Raw genomic sequence first — 18,471 nt, 5'->3', positions numbered from 1 at the left:
GTAAGTTCCCCTATCAACTACTGCTCTTAAGCCACGTCCACTGATGCAAGGTCTTTGTCGACAAGCCATCGCAAATAGTCGGAGCGCTTCATGCCTAAGCTATCCGCCCGCTTATCCATGCGCTCGATCTTCTGCTCGGTCTCCTTAAAGCCCACGAGCCTCAAATGCTCCCCAAACTTGAGGGGGCGCCCGACAACGACTTCGCCGACCGACACACCCGGGATCTCCCCCCGCACAAGCATGTCGTCCCATTCCTCGATCTGTTCCTGGGTAACACCAAAATAGTCTTCGATTTCCTTTGGGGACATGTTCTCAAAATCCTTTTTGGACATTACTGCCTCCTTGCAAGTCCGAGTTCCCGGAGAACACTTTTTGTAGGCGGCGTGAAAGCATGGTATATCAGCAGTACAGCTACCTACTTTCGTTAAACGAAATTATACTGCAGGGCGAGCGGCTCGGCAACAACCATCAACAAGCGTTGCCTCGCTGAAACCGTCTGAGAAAATGTGAGGGAAAACGGCCCATGACAGCCTCCTTTACATCGGACGGCTGTCCTTCGAGCACAGAAGTTAGGGATATACCCAGCCTTTAGAACATTTGTTTTCGTTCATTATAAGGGAACAGATGTTCTTGTCAAGAGTAAGTTTCGCCAACTTGCCTATGAAACCGAGACGGGCGCCGCCTCCCCCGTTCCCTCCTGGTAGGACTCGATGAGATCGATGAGCTCTTGCTTGGAATGCACGTCGGTCTTGGCGTATATGTGCTTGATGTGCGTCTCGATGGTGCTCTTGGAAAGGGTCATGACCTCGCGCATGTAGGGCACCGATCGGCCGCGGCCCAGATAGCGCAGCACCTCGGTCTCGCGCGGCGAGAGCTTGAAGGCCTCAGCCATGGCCGCCACGTAGTCGACGGGCTCGGCGATCGGCGCCGCGCAGGTTCCCTTCCCAGCCTCTTGCGCCACGACACTTCCGGCAAGCCCCTCTCTCGACGTCACCTCCGACCCCAACCGCACCCCAGCGCCGATTTCCGCTGCAACCGGGCCCAAAGCCCCGGCAACTCCCAGCATCCCCGGCGACTCAAAGCGTTTCTGCAGGTGCAGAAACAGCGGCAGCATCACCACGCACAGGCACACGAGCGCCAAGTACAGCGGCAGGCCAAAGCGCGGCGATACCGATGCCCCCAGTATCGCGCCCGCGAGAAATCCCAGCTGAACCATGGCACGGAAGATGCCGAACGTCTCGCTGGGAAGACAGAATCCCTTCGCCGTGATGCGCGCGAAGATCGCGAAGAACAGCACCTCCACGTACAGAGCCGCCGCACAGGCGAGCACCGAGGCGAGCACATTGCACGCCGGGTCGTCCAACGCCCGCAGCGAAAGCGAGAACACGATGAGCGGAATGGCCCACTCGTACAGAAACGAGAAGCTCATACGGCTGGTATGGGCAATGGCGAACACGGCGATGAGCCCCGCCACCACGCCACCAGCGATATAGAAGAGGATGCCGCGATCGTCCATGCCGAGCGCGACCAAACTCTCGGGGGAAGCGCTCGTCACCACGCACCCTGTGGCAATACTGCACACCATGGAGCAGAATGCCAATTTGACGAGGGAGGGAAGCACGCCGGAAAACGGCTCGATGGGCTCAGGGAAGGCGAAGCCCTCCGGTTGGTCGTTCTTGCAGAGCAGCAGCATGAGGCTCGATGCCAAAGGAAGCAGCGCCGCCACGATGCCCGAGACGGGCGCCGGAATCAGATAGATCAGCAGCACGGCCGCTACGAACACCGCCAGCGACGAGGGAATGCTCGCCTCGGTGACCTCGAGATCCACCTGGCAGAACAACTCGCCCCATGCTATCCAGAGCACTGCCGAGGCCAGCCCTCCCACGGCGCTGGTGAAAAGCAGCAGAAGGCCGTCGGGCATCACGAAGAACAGCAAGGTCGTCGCGGACACCACCGCCGATGCGGCCAAAACAAATCCCGGGGCCAAAGGTGCTCGCCGCCGGGGACGAAAGGCGAGCACGAGAAGCCCGACCGCCGACGCCGCGAGCGAGATGCGCAATGTATCGACGCCGCGCGCGCTATCGGGCGCGAAGATGCCGTTCGAGAACCACGACCCGTACACCCAGGCGATTAAAAGGCCCAGGCCCAAGTAGCGCAGCCGCGCCTGACGAAAAAACGAATCGAGCGATTGCACCCACGCGAACACGGCTCTCCTCCCCTTGAGCTTCCAACAATTCATTGTACCTGCCGCGCCCGATATGGCAACTCACGTGAAAGGGGTGATGCTTCTGAACAGGAAAAACAAAAAATCACGGAGTAGCACGATGGCAGAGGACGCCGGTAAGGCGCACACTGGACTCGCGCTCGACCCCCGAATCGGATGCGCCGAGCAACGCGAAAAAGAGAAGGAAGGGACCTATCATGACCATCGAGACATCGTTCAGTCGCCGTCACTTCATCACCGGCACGCTCGCCGCGAGCGCCGCCGCGGCCCTGGGGCTTGCCGGCTGCGCGCCGCAGGGAACGCCCACGGCCGCAACGGGCGGCGACGAGCCGGCGGCAGGCGCCGCCGCGGGCAATGCCCCTGCCGAAAGCACCCCCGCCTCCGACGTTCCCGCCTGGCTGGGAGAAGCGCCCGCCATCACCGACGCCGACTGCGCCGAGACCGTCGACTGCGAGGTGCTCGTCATCGGCGCCGGCTGCTCGGGCCTCGTGGCTGCGAACTTCGCCGCCATGGAGGGAGCCAAGACCCTGCTCATCGAGAAGTTCGACAAGGGAACGGGCCTGCGCGGCTCGGCCATCGGCGCCGTGGGCTCGCGCAAGCAGCAGGAAGCCGGCGTCAACATCGACCCGCAGGAGATCTGCAACGATCTGGTGCACTATTCCCTGAACAACGCCAGCATGGATCTGTACCAGCTGTGGGCCGCGCACTCCGCCGAGGCTGTGAACTGGTACTGCGATCTGACCGACGGCGTGGATCAGTGCAAGATCGACCTGGAGTGGAGCATGCCCGCCGAAGAGACGCGCTACAAGTGCTGGCCCACGGGTCATGGCGCCATGCTGGACAACGGCAAGGCCGGCAAGGACGAGGCCAGCGGAGAGGGCGTCACCTACGCCCAGGTGGAGGCCAATTTCCTGGCCCAGCCCAACGCCGAGCTGCGCTACCTGACGAGCCTGGAATGCCTCATCAAGGAAGGCGATAAGGTGGTGGGCGCCTACGCCTCCACCGACGAGGGCGCCACGTTCCTGCGCATCAATGCCGCGAAGGGCGTCATCGTGGCCACCGGCGGCTACGCGAACAACCCCGACATGTACATGGCGCTGCAGGCCGAGAACGCCAAGGGACTGTGCGGCGTGGTGCCCTTCGGCAACTTCAACGCCCAGGGCCAGGGCATCAAGGCCTGTCTGTGGGCCGGCGCGGTGAAGGACGAGAACCCCACCTCCATGGTGTTCGACCGCGGCATCATGCGTCCCGACCAGCTGCCCGGCGCCCCCTTCGATATGGACTTCGGCTACTTCCACATGGCCACGCAGCCCTTCCTGAAGGTGGATATCGAAGGCGAGCGCATCACCAACGAGTCGTCGCCCTACGACTTCCTCATCCATGCCCTGGCGCGCAAGTCCAGCCAGCGCGCCTGGTTCGACATCTGGGATTCCAACTGGCCCACCGATATCGAGCGCTTCCATACCATCGGCTGCTCGGGCCTCATCAAGGGCGAGGGCACCAACCAGATGGACCCCGAGGGCGTTGAGGGCACGGCCGCCATCATCGACGCTTTGGTGGAAGAGGGCAAGATCGTGAAGGCCGACACCTTGGAAGAGATCGCCGACGCCTTCGGCATCAACAAGGAGACCTTCCTGGCCACCGTGGAGCAGTACAACGGCTTCTACGATGCGCAGAACGACACCCAGTACGGCAAGGAGCCCTTCCGCCTGTCGGAGATTCGCACGGCGCCCTTCTATGCCTGCAAGCTGTCGGGCATGGCGCTCGCCACCCTGGACGGCATCAAGATCAACACGAAGTTCCAGGCGCTCGACGAGAACAACGCCCCCATCGAGGGACTCTACGTCATCGGCAACGACTCGGGCAATTACTACAACGGCACCTACCCGAACCTGGCCGCCGGCCTGAACGCGGGTCGCTGCGTCACCTTCGGCATGCTCTGCGGCCGCCAGGTGGCGAACTTGTAGGGGCACCTTCCGTCCCCTCGGGCGTTTTGCGGCAAGAGAATCTCCGAGCCCTCCCTTTTTGATGGCGCCCTCTCCCAGGGCGCCGCTTTTCCTTTCCGGGGTCAAACGCTCGAAAAGCCATTACAATGGAGGCAGCTGACGGGACGCGAGCAACCGCAAGGGAGGGAAATCGTGCGCAGCAACGAGGTGGCAAAATTGGCCGGCGTGACCGTGCGCACGCTGCGGCACTATCACCAGCTGGGGCTTCTGTCCGAACCGCCGCGGCGCGCCAACGGGTACCGCGACTACTCCCCTGCCGACGTGGCCCGCGTGCTGCGCATCAAGCGCCTGGCCGCCCTGGGCTTTCCCCTCTCGCGCATCGGGGACGTTCTGGAAGAGATGGATGCCGAGGGGCACGCGACATCCGCGAGCGCCTTAGACGAGCTCGACCGCGAGCTGGCCCTCGAGATCGCAAGGCTGCAGGAACAGCGACGCACCATCGCCGAACTGCGCGCCGAGCACCTCGATCCCGACCTTCCCGTGCGCTTCGCCCGCATCCTGCGCAAGCTCGCCGGCGTGGACAGCCTCGCCGAAACCTCCCCCGACGACCGCACCGCCCTCATCGTCGCCGCGCACCTCTACGACGAGAAGGAGCTCGGCGAGCTGGAGCGCGTCGTGGATACCATCGCAAGCGAGAGGCTCGTGGAGGCCATGGAACGGCTCGACGAGACGCTCTGCGCCCTCGCGCCCGATGCCCCCGAGCAAGAGCGCGCCACACTCGCCGCCGAGTCCCTCGAGACGCTTGTCCCCGTCATCGCCTGCTTCGATGCCGCCAACTGGCTGCGCCCCGCCACCGACCGCGAGCGATTCCTGGACGAAATAGCCTTCGCGGGCTACAACGAGGCCCAGCAGGACGTGTACGACCGCATCGAGCGCGGCATCGAGGAGATCATGACCGAGCGGGCGCAACGGGAGAATGCGACTGCGGCCTCTCCACAAGTCGTCCACGAGCCGTTTGACTCCGACGCAACGTCATAGTTTTTACTGGCCCCTCGAACCCCTGACCCGCCGTTCGAGAAAGGCCCCGCCATGACCCTCGCGTCCCCGAAATTCCGCCGACCGCGCAAGCCGTACCGGCCGCGCAAGACCGCTCCCCGCTACCTGCTCTCCTGCGCCTGCTCGCTGCTGGGCAATTCCGTGGCCAGCGTCGTCTTACCGCTTGTGCTCCTCGCCACCACCGGCGACGCCCTGGCCGCTGGCACCCTCGCGCTCATCTGTGCCGCACCCCAGTTCGTCATCGGCCTTGTCGGCGGGGCGCTCACCGACCGCTTCAACCGACGCAACGTCTCTGTCGTCTCCGACATCCTGTCGGCGGCCAGCGTGGCTTTGCTGCCCATCGTTGATATGATCTGGGGACTCTCCTTCGGCTGGTTCGTGGCACTGGGACTCCTCGGCGCCGTCGGCGACATCCCCGGCATGACGGCCCGCGACTCCCTCGTGCCCACCGTCTGCGAGCGCGACGGGCGCAGCCTGCAAAAGTTCATGGGCCTCACGCAATCGCTGGACTCCCTCGTGGTCATCGCAGGTCCCGCGCTGGCCGCCTTCCTCATGGGCGCAGCAGGAAGCGTGAACGCCCTGTGGTTCACGGCCGCCATGTCGCTTTCCGCAGCTCTTCTCACTCTCACGCTGCCCCGCTCCCTCGGCGCCGTCTGCGGCGCGACAACCCCCGCCGCCAGCCCGACCGGCGTCCCGGCTGCCAGAGCTGTCAGCTCCACCAAAGACGAATCCCGACGCGGCCTTCTGCCCGACGCGTGGCAGGCCCTGCGCGACGGCGCGCATGTGCTGTTCGCGAGCGATACGCTCTTGCGCTCGTCCATGCTCATCAGCTTCGGCATCGTCATGGTGATGGGCTCGCTCCAGGGCCTCGTGCTGCCGGTGCATTTCACGGCCGCGAACAGCCCGGAGCTGCTCGGCTACGTGCTGTCGGCCATGTCCGCCGGCATGCTCGCAAGCTCGCTCGGCTATGCGGCGCTCGCCCACAAGCTGCGCCGCCGCACCTGGTACATCCTGTCGCTCACCGGCATGGCCTTGGGCATTCTGGGCTTGGGCCTTTTGCCCCCGTTCCCGCTGCTCATCGCGAGCGCGCTCATGCTGGGCCTTTCGGCCGGCCCCATCTCAGCCCTGCTCGGCTTCTTCATCTTCGACCGCATTCCCGCCGAAAACCGCGGGAGCGCCCTGGGGACGCAGAATTCGCTCACCCTGGCCGCCGCGCCCGTGGCCGTCTTCGCCACCTCGCTCGTCGTGGAGGGCGCCGGGGTGTCCGTGGCCGCCCTGGCCCTCGCTGGCTGCTGGATGCTCATCACCGTGTGGGCCCTCAACACCCACAGCCTGAAGTACCTGGACGACAAGGAGAGCCATCCCGACCCCATTCCCTTCGTTCCCAATGCCGAGCGCGTCTAGCACCGCGCGACGTCCGAAAGCCAGCAGTACGACTATCTGGCTTTCAGCGGCGCAGCCATCTGGCAACGGTCTTCGAACAAGTTGCCCGCGAGCCGGAAGGCGGGCGCCCCGCAGGCACACCATGGAGCCGGAATCATTCCCCAACCAAGGAGACACCATGGCTTGCACAACGCTTCTCGTGGGCCGCCGCGCCACCAACGACGGCTCCACCATCGTCGCCCGCAACGAGGACGGCGAGGACTTCTCGTTCGACCCGAAGAAGATGATCGTGGTCATGCCGGAAGACCAGCCGCGCTCCTATACCGGCGTGGCCAGCCACCTGACCATCGAGCTGCCCGACAACCCCCTGCGCTACACCTGCACGCCCAACGCCGACCCGACCAACGGCGTGTGGGCCGAAACCGGCATCAATGCGGCGAACGTGTCCATGTCGGCCACCGAGACCATCTCGGCCAACGCCCGCGTGCTCGGCGCCGACCCGCTCGTCACCTACCAGCCCGCCGTTGGAAAGCCCGGCGACGCCAACTACAAGCCCGAGGTGCCGGGCGGCATCGGCGAGGAGAACCTGCCCACCATCACGCTGCCCTACATCAAAAGCGCCCGCGAGGGCGTTCGTCGCCTCGGCATGCTCGTGGAGAAGTACGGCACCTACGAGACCAACGGCGTGGCCTTCAGCGACGCGGACGAGGTCTGGTACTGGGAGAACATCGGCGGCCACCACTGGATCGCGCGGCGCGTGCCCGACGACTGCTACGTGGTGCAGCCCAACCGCCAGGGCATCGACCACTTCGACCTGGCCGACGCGCTGGGCGATCAGCACGACTACATGTGCAGCGCCGATCTGGCCCAGTGGATCCGCGAGAACGACCTGCTCATGGATATGCCCGCCCACGAGGAGGATGCCGGCGAGACCGTCGAGGGGCTGCCGCGCTACTTCAACGCCCGCATCGCGTTTTCCACCTACACCTGGCTCGACCAGCTGTACAATGCCCCGCGCAAGTGGTACCTGTGCCGTCGCCTGACGCCCTCCGATGCCCGCTTCGCCGGCCCGGCGCCCGCCTTCGGCCCCGAGAGCCTCGACATCCCCTGGGCCATGCGGCCCGATAAGAAGCTGTCGGCGTCGGATGTGAAGGATCTGCTCGCCACCACCTACGACGGCACCGAGTACGACCCCTACGGCACCAAGGGCACGCCAGAGACGCGCCACCAGTACCGCTACATCGGCATCGACCGCACCTCCGAGTGCTCCATCCTGTGCATTCGCCCGAACGCACCCAAGGCGCTGCGCGGCGTGCACTGGTTCGCCCCGGCGTCGGGCCCCTTCAACACCGCCGTGGCCCTGTACGCGAACGTGAAGGAGCTCCCCGCCTACCTGGACACCCCCACGGAAGTGACCACCGACAGCCTCTACTGGAACAACCGCCTGGTGGCCGGTCTTTCCGATCCGCAATTCTTCGAGAGCTACGAGGCCATCCAGGGCTATCGGCTGAACACCATGGCCCAGGGCTACCAGTCGCTGCACGAGACCGACGCCGCGCTTGAGAAGCTCGCCGCCGAGGGCAAGGCGAACCTGGACGATATGGACGACCCGACGGTGATCGCCGAGCTCGAGCGCGCGAATCAGGCGCTCGTCGATAGCGTGCAAACGCAGACCCGCGCTCTGCTCGGCACCGTGCTCGACCAACGCACGGTCACGATGAAGAACGCCTTCAACATGAACGACCACTGAGAGCGCGCCGTTGCGCCCCCGAGCGCAACGCCAATGCCTGATTGGGGCCGGCCCCGGCGCCTCGCCATTCGCTGGCGACGCCGAGGCCGGCCTTTTCGCATTCACGGTTCTTTCGCATTCACGACCCTTTTCGCATTCACGCCCCACTCGCTCCCCTCTCCCTGCAACACAGGGCTCTTCTCGTGCAAGTGAAGCGGCGCCCCCTTGCCGTCGCTGCCTCGTCGAGGCACACTAGCGCTACGGACAGGAGACGGAAAGGAGCGCCCGTGAAGCTGACCGTGGAAGAGCGGCCCGACTTAGAAGAGGCGGAGGTCACCATCCGCTGCCCGGCCATCGACCGGCGGGTGCGGGCCATCATGGCGACCGCGAACGCAGTGGATTGCCGGCTTCTCGGCACCGACGGCACAGGCACGTTCATCGTGGAACCGTCGGAAGTGCTGTACGCGGAAACCGTCGACGGCCGCACCTTCCTCTACGGCCGCGACCGCGTGCTGGAGAGCCCGCTGCGCCTCTACGAGCTGGAAGAGGCCCTCGCCGGCACCGAGTTCGTGCGGGCCTCGAAATCTCTCATCGTGAACTTCGACCACGTGCGGGCGCTTCGCCCCTACCTGAACGCCCGGCTGGAGCTGGTACTCGATAACGGCGAATCCGTCATCGCCTCGCGCCAGTACGCCCCGGCCATCAAGCAGAAGATCGGGCTGTAGAAAGGATTCGCCATGAGAAACATCGTCAAGAGCGCCTTTGTCCGCGCCTGCATCACCTTCACCGTCGCCATGGCCCTCTGGTGCACAGCCGGCCTCATCTTCGCCGGGCCCGTCGAGGGCATCGTCATCACGCTCTCGCTGCTCGCCGCCGCCTTGGCCCTGTGCGCCCTGCAGGCATTCTGGTTTACCGAGGCGGTCATCGGGCGATTGAGCTACCCCGCACGCATCGCCGGGTTCGGCCTGACGGGCCTTCCGGCGCTCGTCCTGTGCGCCGCGCTCGGCGGTTGGTTCCCCCTGGACAACATCGGCGCCTGGGTCAGCTTCGTTGCCATCTACCTGGTCACCCTGGCCGCCATCACCGCCGGCTACACTATCTACTACCGTCGCACCGCCGGCAGCTTCGACGCCGCTCTCGCCCGCTACCGCGAAGGCCGCAAGGGATAGCTGCGCACGAACCAGAAGAGACTGCCTCGGTGCTTGTTTTGTATAGATGCGTTTATTATAATCGTAACTATACAAAATGAGAAAGGGCGCCCAATGTTCGTAGGACGAAAGCAGGAGCTGACAACGTTGGAGCGGCTCTACCGAAGCGACGCATTCCAAATGCCCGTCGTATACGGGCGGCGGCGCGTAGGGAAGACGTCGCTCATTGCCGAATTCGTCAAAGGCAAACCCGTGATATTCTTTTCCGCTCGCGAATCGACGGCGAAGGAGAACCTCGTTGCGCTCAGCCAAGCTATTGAGGACTTGCGGCTTGACGGCACGTCCGTCGCCAGCGATACAGCCGCTCCCGTGTTCGCAAGCTTCGAAGAGGCTTTTACCCATGTGTTCACGCTAGCGCAACAGCAGCGCATCGTCCTCGTCATCGACGAGTTCCCCTATCTCGCCCAAAGCGACCGCTCGGTCAGCTCGGTTTTGCAACACCTCATCGATCATCACAAGGAGAATAGTCGTCTTTTCCTCATCCTGTGCGGCTCGTCCATGAGCTTCATGGAACACCAGGTGCTGGGCTACAAAAGCCCCCTCTACGGAAGGCGCACGGCCCAGATCAAGGTGCAGCCCTTCGATATCATGCAGGCATCGCTGTTGCTGCGAGGCAGCAGCTCGGAAGATATCGTCACCTGGTACGGCATCGCGGGCGGCATCCCCTTGTACCTCGAGCAATTCGACGCAGCCTTGTCTCTCGCTGAGAACCTGGCGACCAACGTGCTGCAGCCCGCCTGCTTCCTCTTTGGCGAGCCCGACTCCTTCCTGCAGCAGGAAGTGCGCGAGCCGGCGCGCTACAACGCCGTCATCCGGGCCATTGCCAACGGCGAGGGGCGCCTCACGGACATCGCCGACGCAGCCGGCATCGAGCGCACGGCGGCGGCGGGCTACCTGAAGGGACTCGAGGAGCTGGGCATCGTGCGCCTGGAGAAGCCGGTCGTCGACGCGAACCGCAAGAAGACCCGCTACGTTCTGAACGACAATCTGTTCCGTTTTTGGTACCGCTTCGTCCCCCGCTACCTCACGCCTATTCAAGCAGGACGCGCCGAGGAAGTGGCGCATCTGATTGCCGCAGATCACCTCTCCACGTTCACGGGCCCGGTGTTCGAAGAGGTGTGCCGCCAGTGGCTCGTCGCGTTCTCGGGGCACGGCGAGATTCCCCTTGTCCTTGATGTCGGTCGGTGGTGGGGCACCGACAACGCGCGCAGGGAGCAGGCGGAGATCGACATCGTGGCCCTTTGCGACGACGGCTCGATGCTATGCGGCGAATGCAAGTGGCAAGCCAAGCAGACCGATACTGAAGTCCTCCGCACCTTGCAGCACCGCGTCTCCCTCATCGGGAGCGCCGACGATCAGCGGCTGTTCCTCTTCTCGAAAAGCGGCTTCACCGACGCATGTCACGCCGAGGCAGCATCGTGCGGCTGCCGCCTCGTGACGCTTGCGGATATGGGGCTGGGGCAATAGAGTCGATCCACCCAGTCGCCTGCGCTTGGCCTAACGCGGCCGTTCCTCCCCCAGAAGGGGGCTCGGCTCGTCGCGGTAGAGGACGGTCAGAGCGTGCATGGCACGGGTGACGGCCACGTAGAGCAGGTTGCGATCGGCCTCAGTCGCGTACTGGCGGCCATCGACGTCCAGCAACACCGCCTCGTCGAACTCGAGGCCCTTGGCCAGGCGCACGGAGCTGACGACAATGCCGCCCGGATAGGCGTCCGTCTCGTCGGTGAGCAGCACAAGCTCGTGATCGCGCGCGATGAGCTCGGCGTAACGGGCGGCGAGGAAGTCCGATTTCGCAATGATCCCCAAGGTGCGCCGCCCCGAGGCACGCCACCGCGCGATGGCCTCGTCCACCGCCGCGAGCACTCCCACCGTGTCGCCGCAGCGCGCAAAGCGCACCGCCTCGCCGTGGCGCTGGACGGCGACGAGGCCCGCAACGGGCATCACCCGGGCAGCCAGCTCGGTGATCTCGCAGGTCGAACGGTAACTCGTCATGAGCCGCACCACCCGCGCGCCCGGATAATGGGCCGCCACCGCCTCGGGCGCAGGCGCCCTTCCTCGGCGGAGATCTGACGCTTGAGCGCGAGCGTTCCCGTGCGGCGCCCGCATCTGCACCTGCAGAGCAAAGCAGGGACTCGTCGTGTTCCGCATCCACGGCCTTCTCCTTCCTCATCCAAGTTTCACGAAACGCGGACGGCTCGGCCCTCGCTGGGCCCCGTCCGGGAAACCTGAGAGGTCGAAGCCGTGAGATGCGCCGACGTCAAGGGGAAACGTTATGCTAGCGGCCCCGTGCCTGAGCACCAGTCACCACCGCACCGACCTCCACAAAATTCGCGCAACTTCGCTTCCCATGCTAAGACGGTATGGCTGTAGCGAGTCGTTTACCGTTTGATGCCAAGGGGCAGCAGCCAGACGCCAGCAGGGACAACTTCCCTTAGCATGGAACTCAGCGTTTACGTGGCGTCAAAAGCGTCGCCGACTGCGGCGCTCGACGTCGCCGACCACGACACCCTACGCCGCCGACCCCGAGACAAGGAGCGCTCATGCCCATGAACCCCGCCGTCCAAGCGGTCATCAAGGCCATCACGCGCCTGCAGCCCGACGTGGCCAATTCCTGGAACTCCCAGCGCAAGGTGGAGGACGCCGCCGGCAAACTCACCATTGCCGACCCGCGCTGCCGCATCGACGAGATCACCGCCACAGCCGACGACGGCTACGAGATTCCCTTGCGCGTGTTCACGCCCCTCGACATCGACTTCTCCCTGAAGCGGGGCCTGCACGTGAACGAGGATCACCGCGGCACCATCCTGTACTTACACGGCGGCGGCTGGGCCAACGGCGACGTGGAATTCTACAGCGACGCCTGCATGCGCACGGCGCTGAAGCTCGAGCGCCGCGTCATCGCCGTCGACTACCGGCGCAGCCCCGAGCACCGCTTCCCCACCGCGCTTGAGGACTGCTATGCCGTGGCGCGGCAGCTGTTCGCTGGCACGCTTATCCGCGATGCCGATCCCGAGCGCATCGTGCTCATGGGCGACTCGGCCGGCGGCAACCTCACAGCGGCCGTGAGCCTTCTCGCCCGCGAGCGCGGCGACTTCCGCCCGCGCACCCAGATTCTTCTGTACCCGCTCGTCTACAACGACCACTCCGAGACGACGTTGTTCGATTCCGTGCGCCACAACGGCGAGGACTACATCCTCACGCGCCAGGCCATCGTCGACTACATCGAGCTGTACCTGCGCACGCCCGCGGATTTCCACGACTCCCGCTTCGCACCGCTCATCGCGACGTCGCTGGCCGATATGCCCCGCACGCTCGTCATCACCGCCGAGTACGATCCGCTGCGCGACGAGGGCGAAACGTTCGCTGCTCGCCTAGATGCGGAAGGCAACGAAGTGGCCTGCTTCCGCATGAACGACGGCGTGCACGGTTACTTTTTGTACCCCTCCGTGCTCTCGCTCGTGCGCGACACCTACCGCCTCATCGCGCACTTCCTCGACGGCGACCCGCTCCCGAAACCCGGTGAACGCCCATGGCTGACGCTGCTTGGTACCGACTAGACAACGTCGGCAAGTTCTACGCCGCCCAAGCCGGCGGAACCCGGCAGACCATCTTCCGCATCGCCGCCACCATGGCCGACGAGGTGGACCCTGCCTCCCTTCAGCGAGCGCTCGACGGGGCCGTGGCGCTGTTCCCCGGCTTCAACGTGTGCCTGCGCAGCGGGCTTTTCTGGCACTACCTCGTGCCCGCGCCGGAGCCGCCCCGCGTCGAGCCCGAGACGCTGCCCGTCTGCTTCAATCTGCACACGGGCCCCAAAAGCGTGCTCTTCCGCATCACCTACTACCAGCGGCGCATTAACGTGGAGGTGTCCCATATCATCTCCGACGGTCGGGGCACGCTGGAGTTTTTGAAGGCGCTGCTGGCGCTGTACGTGGCCGAGCGCTACGGAGCCGATGCAGCGCCGGCGCCCTACGCCGGAGACGAGGCGTCGAAGACCGAGGACAGCTTCTCGGAGCACTACGACCGCGCGGCGGCCGGGCGCGACGGGGCGCCGAAGGTCTTCCACCTCGCCGGATGGAAGACCGACGTGGACCCGGCCTACCTGGAGCTGCACTACTCGGCCGACGCCGTGCACGCCGCCGCCAAAACCTGCGGCGCCACGGTGACCGGCTACCTTATCGCCGCGGTCATCTGCGCCCTGCGCCGCGAGATGCCGCCCGCCGAGCGCGGACGCGCCATTCACATGGACGTGCCCGTGGACCTACGGTCGCTCTTCGGCTCCACCACGCTGCGCAACTTCTTCGGCCTGGCCTACGTCACCTACGTGCCGGGCGATACCGACGAGCCGCTTTCCGCTATCGCCGCCCAGGTGCAAGAGCAGCTTGCCACCGGCACTGAGCCCGCTTCCCTGAAACGGCGCATGATGCGCATGGTGAAGCTGGAGAAGAACCCGATCGTGCGCGCCGTGCCGCTGTTTCTGAAGGACGCAGCCCTCGACTTCGCCGCTTGGCGCGCCACCCGCGAGGTCACCTGCACGGTATCCAGCCTGGGGCGCGTCGCGCTGGATGCGGCCGTGGCGCCCTACGTGGAGGGCATCAGCGCCATGACCTCGCCGGCCGGGCTGAACTTCATCCTGTGCACCTGCGGGGACGATTTGTGCATCGGCGTATCGAGCCGCTTCGTGAGCCTGCGAGCCGCCCGCCATCTGGCCGACGTGCTGGCCGCCGAGGGGCTCTCCGGGCGGGCTAACATCAACAAGGACGCCGCCCAGGTGGATGCGTCCCTGCGCGAGTCGGCTCTGGAGGAGCGCCTGGCCTCCATCGCCGCCACGCGGCAATCCCGCGCCATCGATCATCCCCGCCGCGAACAGGGGATCGGCAGTGGCGATTCCCGGAAGGGAGGGCGCTCATGAGGTACTGCGACCGCTGCCATCTCGATTACAAGGGTGACCTGGACCGGTGCCCTCTGTGCGGCACGGAGCTTGAGGGCGAGGCGGTACCGTCGGATTTCCCCGTGGCCGTCTGGCAGCGCTTCCAGCGCACCGTGCACCGGGCGCTTATCGCGCTGGGCGCGGTGCTGCTCGCGGTGGCCGCCGTGGTCTGCGCCGCCTTCGGCATCCCCGGCCTTCTCATCGCGCTTCTCGTCGGCGCTGCCCTGTTCACCCTGGCCAAGCTTCTCCTCACCCAGGGCCCCCTCGGCACCAAGCTCGCGAAGTTTTTCTCGCTGGGATAAAACCCCTATCCCACCACGGCCAGCGCGATGGCGACGGCCGGCACGAGCGCGCACACGGCCAGGGCCACGAAATCCTCGCGGTGCAGCGGGTAGTCCTTGTAGCCGCTCGTGCGCGTGCGCAGGTTGAAGCCGCGCACCTCGGCAGCGATGGCGGCAGAGTTCGTCTTGCGCACCGAGCTCACCAGAAGCGGCACGCACAGAGGAATCATGAGCCGCACCTTCTTCGCAAAAGAGCCGTCGAATTCCACGCCGCGGGCCGTCTGGGCCTCCATGATGCCGGCCATGTCGTTCATGAACACGGGAATGAAGTGCACCGTGCTCGTGAAGGTGAACGCGTACTTGTAGGGCACGTGCAGCTGCTTGACGGCCGCGTTCGTCAGGTCGTTCATCTTCGTGACGTAGAACACGAGGAATAAAGGTATCGCTGCCGCCATGAGGCGCACGACGACCGTGAGCGCCGCCAGCAGGCTGCCGGTGCCGATGTACCCCCAGGGCAGCGGCACGAGCGGCATGCCGTGGGGCGTCGTGAGCAGGATGACCACGGCCAGAATAAGCGAGAACGCGAACACCGCCTTGCAGAGGCCGGCCGTCTCGCGACCCAGCCCGCACGAAGCGGCCATGACGAGCGCGGCAGCCAGAAGGATCAGCAGAAACACCAGATTGCTCGTCACGAAGCAGGCGATGGCGATGAGCACCGCGCCGATGAGCTTCACGCAAGGGTTCATGCGGTGCAGGAAGCTCTCCCCTGGCACGTATTCCAGAAACTTGGCCATTAGCGGCCTCCTTCCTCATCGGCGCCGGCATCTCCGAGGGCGGCCTCTGCTTCTACGATGGCGTCGCGCGTCGCCTCCACCCCGGCGGCAAGCGCGACGGCCACGTCGTCGACCAGCGCCGCCGCCTCGGCCACGGCCTCATCTTCCATCTGCTTGGCCTGGGCCACCGCCGCCACCATTTGGGCCACGGTGTTCGCCTCGGCCACGGCCGCGGGACAGGGCGCCTCGCGCCCGAGGATAAGCGACACCTCCGTCACCTGAGGCGGCAGGATGTGCGCCTCCTTCAGCACGCGCCCGTCGCGCAGCACCTCGAAGGTGGGGCCGTCGGCCACCACCCGCCCGGCCGTCATGGCGATGACGCGATGGGCGAAGTCCCCCACCACTTCCATATCGTGGCAGACCATGATGACCGTGGTGCCGCCCTCGTTCAGCTCGCGCACCACGTCCATCACCTTCACGCACTCGCGAAAGTCGAGACCGGTGGTCGGCTCGTCCAGGATGATGGTGGGCGGCGCCAGCACGATGATGGAGGCCAGCGCGAGCAGCTGCCGCGTGCCGCGGTTCAGCAGGTAGGGCTCGGCATCCGCGTCGAAGCCGAAGCGCTCGATCATGGCGTCCACCCGCGCCTCCGCCTCCGATCCTTCCTCGCCGAGGGCCTTGAAGCCGAACATGAGCTCCTCGCGCACGGTGTTGCAGCAAATTTGCCGATCGGGGTTCTGGAAGAGAAAGCCGATGCGCCGGGCCAGTTCGCTCGTCTTCAGGGAGGTCGTAGGCACGCCGTCGATGAGCACCTCGCCGGAGGTGGGCTTCAAAAGCCCGTTCGCAAGTCGCATCGTGGTGGATTTCCCCGCTCCGTTGGTGCCGACGAAGGCCACGAAGTCGCCGTTGTTCACCGTGAAGCTCACGTCGTTCAGCACGGCCAGCTCGCCGTCGTAGGACGCCGACACGTTCTTGAACTCGATCATGCGAGCACCTCCTTCAGCGCCGCCGCGGCGCCGGCCACGTTGCGCACCGTGGGACCGGTATACAGCCCCTGGGCGGAAAGCGCGTTCATGAGCGTCGTCGCCCGCGGCACGTTTACGCCCAACGCCAGCAGCTCCTCGGAATGGGCCAGCACCGCATCCGGCGTATCGGCGAAGCGGATGCGGCCCTCGTCCACGATGACGAGCATGTCGGCGTAGTCGGACAGAAGAGCGATCTTCTGCTCCACCACGATGACTGTGGTGCCATGCTCCCGGGCGTAGCGGGAAAGCAAATCGAACACCGTCACCGACGAGGCCGGATCCAGCTCGGCGGTGGGCTCGTCCAGCACGAGCACCTTCGGATGCAGCACGATGACCGATGCCACGGCCACCTTCTGCTTCTGGCCGCCGGAGAGGCTGTCGATGGTGCGGTCGCGCAGATCCGCGATGCCCATGGAGGCGAGCGCCTCGTCCACCCGCGCGGGAATCTCCTCGCGCGGCACGGCGAAGTTCTCCAGGCCGTAGAGGATCTCGTCTTCCACCACGGTGGACACCATCTGGGAGTCGATGTCCTGGCACACGCTGCCCACCAGTCGCGACAGGTCGGTCAGCGAGGTGTCCACGGTATCGCACCCTTCCACCGTGACCGAGCCGTAGAAGTCGCCCGGATAGCAATGCGGAATGATGCCGTTGATGGCGTAGGTGAGGGTGGACTTCCCGCTGCCCGCCGCCCCGGTGATGCCGACGAAGCAGCCGTCGGGAATGGAAAGCGTGATGTCGCGCACCACGGGCTCTGTCCCTTCCCGGTACCGAAAACTGAACTCGTTGAACTCGATCATGATGACCTTTCTTGCTCGCGCCGGACCAGCAGTTTAACGCTTCAGCACCTTCTTCAGAGGCGTCGCCAGCACCTCGACGAAGATGCAGTTGAAGGTGGCGGTGCCCAGCACGATGGCCACGTAGGCCGCCATGGCCACGGCGAAGTCGCCGCCCACGGACACGACGTTGATGTAGACGGACAGCGCCGCGAAGGTGAAGCCGGACACGCAGGTGGAGATGAACGTGTTCACGAGCGGGTTCACGTCCAGCTTGCCGATCTTCATGGGCACGTGGATGAGCAGCCCGCAGGCGAGCGCACCCAAAAGCTCCGAGGGAATGTTGAGCAGCGGCGTGGCGTTCAGCATCGGAATCTGGCACACAAGGCCTGCGATGAGCCCGATGACGAGCGACTGGGCCACGTTCGGCCGGATGATGATAATGGCCAGGCAGTAGGCGGCGATAATGAAGTTCGGCTTCATGCCGAAGGAGGCGAGCAGGCTGCCCACCGTGAGCTTCAGCACGGCACCGGCGGCCAGAAGCACGGCCACCAAGATGAGATCCTGGATGGCCAGTCCCTTCTTCTCAGCCGCAGCCACGGTGCGCTTGGCGCCGGCGGCGGGGGTTGCGGTTTCAGCGTCGGCGGTCATACGGAGTTCTGCCATGTCGATCAGTCCTTTCTCGGGCGGTTTCCCCACCGCCCCTCGTGCCCGCTTCTTACGGGCCTTCCAATTCGTAGCAATTGCTCCTTCGCCGACGCCTTTCGAGAGGTTCCCGGCCGACCCCAACAAAAAAGGATCTGTCCTTCGCTTAAAGGACAGATCCCTTGATCTGCGGTGCCACCTTTAATTGATTCGCGCGATGCGAACCCCCTCATGAACGGGCCATCACCCGTTCTGCCTTTAACGCAGGCTCACGGTCCAGATACTCGGCCTCGTCGGAACAAACGACGTCGGGCCTTTCCCCTTTCCCTCGGCGATCCATTTACCCTCTGGCGTTCTGCGGGAATCTCAGCTGCGCCCGCTCTCTGTGAGTGCCCGGATGGCTTGACTTTCGCCTCATCGGTTTAAGGTATATTCAATTGCTGGTTGCGTACTCTACCACAGAATCCTGATCGCGCAACCCCTCAATTCGGCAACCTGTCA

At 65.0% G+C, this 18,471-nt stretch carries 17 protein-coding genes; 10 read left to right on the top strand and 7 right to left on the bottom strand.

Annotated elements, in window-relative coordinates:
• Positions 1-26: 26 nt before the first annotated feature.
• Both ACYVRU_RS03880 and ACYVRU_RS03875 read right to left on the bottom strand, forming a co-directional pair.
• A complete protein-coding gene (locus tag ACYVRU_RS03880) occupies positions 27-332 on the bottom strand; it encodes a hypothetical protein (RefSeq protein WP_114539244.1) in 306 nt (101 codons plus the stop codon).
• 326 nt (positions 333-658) lie between these two features.
• On the bottom strand, positions 659-2,206 hold the full coding sequence (locus ACYVRU_RS03875; protein ID WP_173114049.1) for a LuxR family transcriptional regulator: 1,548 nt from the start codon (positions 2,204-2,206) through the stop codon (positions 659-661).
• Between the two features lie 215 nt (positions 2,207-2,421).
• Here ACYVRU_RS03875 and ACYVRU_RS03870 point away from each other — a divergent pair, with 215 nt between their 5' ends.
• The 7 genes from ACYVRU_RS03870 to ACYVRU_RS03840 all read left to right on the top strand — a co-directional run bounded on the left by ACYVRU_RS03870 (position 2,422) and on the right by ACYVRU_RS03840 (position 11,013).
• The gene (locus ACYVRU_RS03870) at positions 2,422-4,191 is read left to right on the top strand and encodes an FAD-dependent oxidoreductase (protein ID WP_114549138.1); all 1,770 of its coding nucleotides are present in this window, start codon (positions 2,422-2,424) and stop codon (positions 4,189-4,191) included.
• 171 nt (positions 4,192-4,362) lie between these two features.
• Positions 4,363-5,208, top strand: coding sequence for a MerR family transcriptional regulator (locus ACYVRU_RS03865; RefSeq protein WP_114549139.1), 846 nt, complete (start codon positions 4,363-4,365; stop codon positions 5,206-5,208).
• A gap of 51 nt (positions 5,209-5,259) precedes the next feature.
• Complete coding sequence (locus ACYVRU_RS03860) at positions 5,260-6,630, top strand: MFS transporter (protein ID WP_114549140.1); 1,371 nt, start codon at positions 5,260-5,262, stop codon at positions 6,628-6,630.
• Positions 6,631-6,787: 157 nt separating this feature from the next.
• Positions 6,788-8,359, top strand: a complete 1,572-nt coding sequence (locus tag ACYVRU_RS03855; protein ID WP_418133525.1) for a C69 family dipeptidase — start codon at positions 6,788-6,790, stop codon at positions 8,357-8,359.
• A 266-nt stretch (positions 8,360-8,625) separates the two neighbouring features.
• On the top strand, positions 8,626-9,063 hold the full coding sequence (locus tag ACYVRU_RS03850; RefSeq protein WP_114539250.1) for a LytTR family DNA-binding domain-containing protein: 438 nt from the start codon (positions 8,626-8,628) through the stop codon (positions 9,061-9,063).
• A gap of 12 nt (positions 9,064-9,075) precedes the next feature.
• Positions 9,076-9,507, top strand: coding sequence for a hypothetical protein (locus ACYVRU_RS03845; protein ID WP_114539251.1), 432 nt, complete (start codon positions 9,076-9,078; stop codon positions 9,505-9,507).
• A 93-nt stretch (positions 9,508-9,600) separates the two neighbouring features.
• Positions 9,601-11,013, top strand: coding sequence for an ATP-binding protein (locus ACYVRU_RS03840; RefSeq protein ID WP_461185743.1), 1,413 nt, complete (start codon positions 9,601-9,603; stop codon positions 11,011-11,013).
• Between the two features lie 30 nt (positions 11,014-11,043).
• Here the strand turns inward: ACYVRU_RS03840 and ACYVRU_RS03835 are convergent, their stop codons facing one another.
• Positions 11,044-11,694 carry an ATP-binding domain-containing protein gene (locus ACYVRU_RS03835; protein ID WP_461185742.1) on the bottom strand — a complete coding sequence of 217 codons (651 nt, stop codon included), beginning with the start codon at positions 11,692-11,694 and terminating at the stop codon, positions 11,044-11,046.
• A gap of 392 nt (positions 11,695-12,086) precedes the next feature.
• On the opposite strand from ACYVRU_RS03835, the gene ACYVRU_RS03830 reads away from it, so the two are divergent.
• Genes ACYVRU_RS03830 through ACYVRU_RS03820 form a run of 3 tightly spaced genes read left to right on the top strand, consistent with a single transcriptional unit; the run spans position 12,087 to position 14,775 of the window.
• Entirely contained in the window at positions 12,087-13,103 is a 1,017-nt protein-coding gene (locus ACYVRU_RS03830; protein WP_461185741.1) for an alpha/beta hydrolase, read from the top strand.
• Positions 13,076-14,455, top strand: coding sequence for a phthiocerol/phthiodiolone dimycocerosyl transferase family protein (locus tag ACYVRU_RS03825; protein ID WP_461185740.1), 1,380 nt, complete (start codon positions 13,076-13,078; stop codon positions 14,453-14,455). The genes ACYVRU_RS03830 and ACYVRU_RS03825 overlap by 28 nt, the downstream gene beginning before the upstream one ends.
• Positions 14,452-14,775 carry a hypothetical protein gene (locus tag ACYVRU_RS03820; RefSeq protein ID WP_114539255.1) on the top strand — a complete coding sequence of 108 codons (324 nt, stop codon included), beginning with the start codon at positions 14,452-14,454 and terminating at the stop codon, positions 14,773-14,775. Before ACYVRU_RS03825 ends, ACYVRU_RS03820 begins: the two co-directional genes overlap by 4 nt.
• 5 nt (positions 14,776-14,780) lie before the next feature.
• Here the strand turns inward: ACYVRU_RS03820 and ACYVRU_RS03815 are convergent, their stop codons facing one another.
• From ACYVRU_RS03815 to ACYVRU_RS03800, 4 genes are read right to left on the bottom strand one after another with little or no spacing between them, the layout of a single operon-like run.
• Positions 14,781-15,548 carry an energy-coupling factor transporter transmembrane component T family protein gene (locus ACYVRU_RS03815; RefSeq protein WP_461185739.1) on the bottom strand — a complete coding sequence of 256 codons (768 nt, stop codon included), beginning with the start codon at positions 15,546-15,548 and terminating at the stop codon, positions 14,781-14,783.
• On the bottom strand, positions 15,548-16,513 hold the full coding sequence (locus ACYVRU_RS03810; RefSeq protein WP_461185738.1) for an energy-coupling factor ABC transporter ATP-binding protein: 966 nt from the start codon (positions 16,511-16,513) through the stop codon (positions 15,548-15,550). The genes ACYVRU_RS03815 and ACYVRU_RS03810 overlap by 1 nt, the downstream gene beginning before the upstream one ends.
• Positions 16,510-17,349 carry an energy-coupling factor ABC transporter ATP-binding protein gene (locus tag ACYVRU_RS03805; protein ID WP_461185737.1) on the bottom strand — a complete coding sequence of 280 codons (840 nt, stop codon included), beginning with the start codon at positions 17,347-17,349 and terminating at the stop codon, positions 16,510-16,512. The genes ACYVRU_RS03810 and ACYVRU_RS03805 overlap by 4 nt, the downstream gene beginning before the upstream one ends.
• A gap of 33 nt (positions 17,350-17,382) precedes the next feature.
• A complete protein-coding gene (locus ACYVRU_RS03800; protein ID WP_114539259.1) occupies positions 17,383-17,991 on the bottom strand; it encodes a hypothetical protein in 609 nt (202 codons plus the stop codon).
• Positions 17,992-18,471: the final 480 nt, after the last annotated feature.

It is taken from the genome of Adlercreutzia sp. CNCM I-6216 (assembly GCF_977113345.1).
Note: the sequence above shows the minus strand (reverse complement) of the source record. Positions and strands in the feature narration are given on the sequence as shown.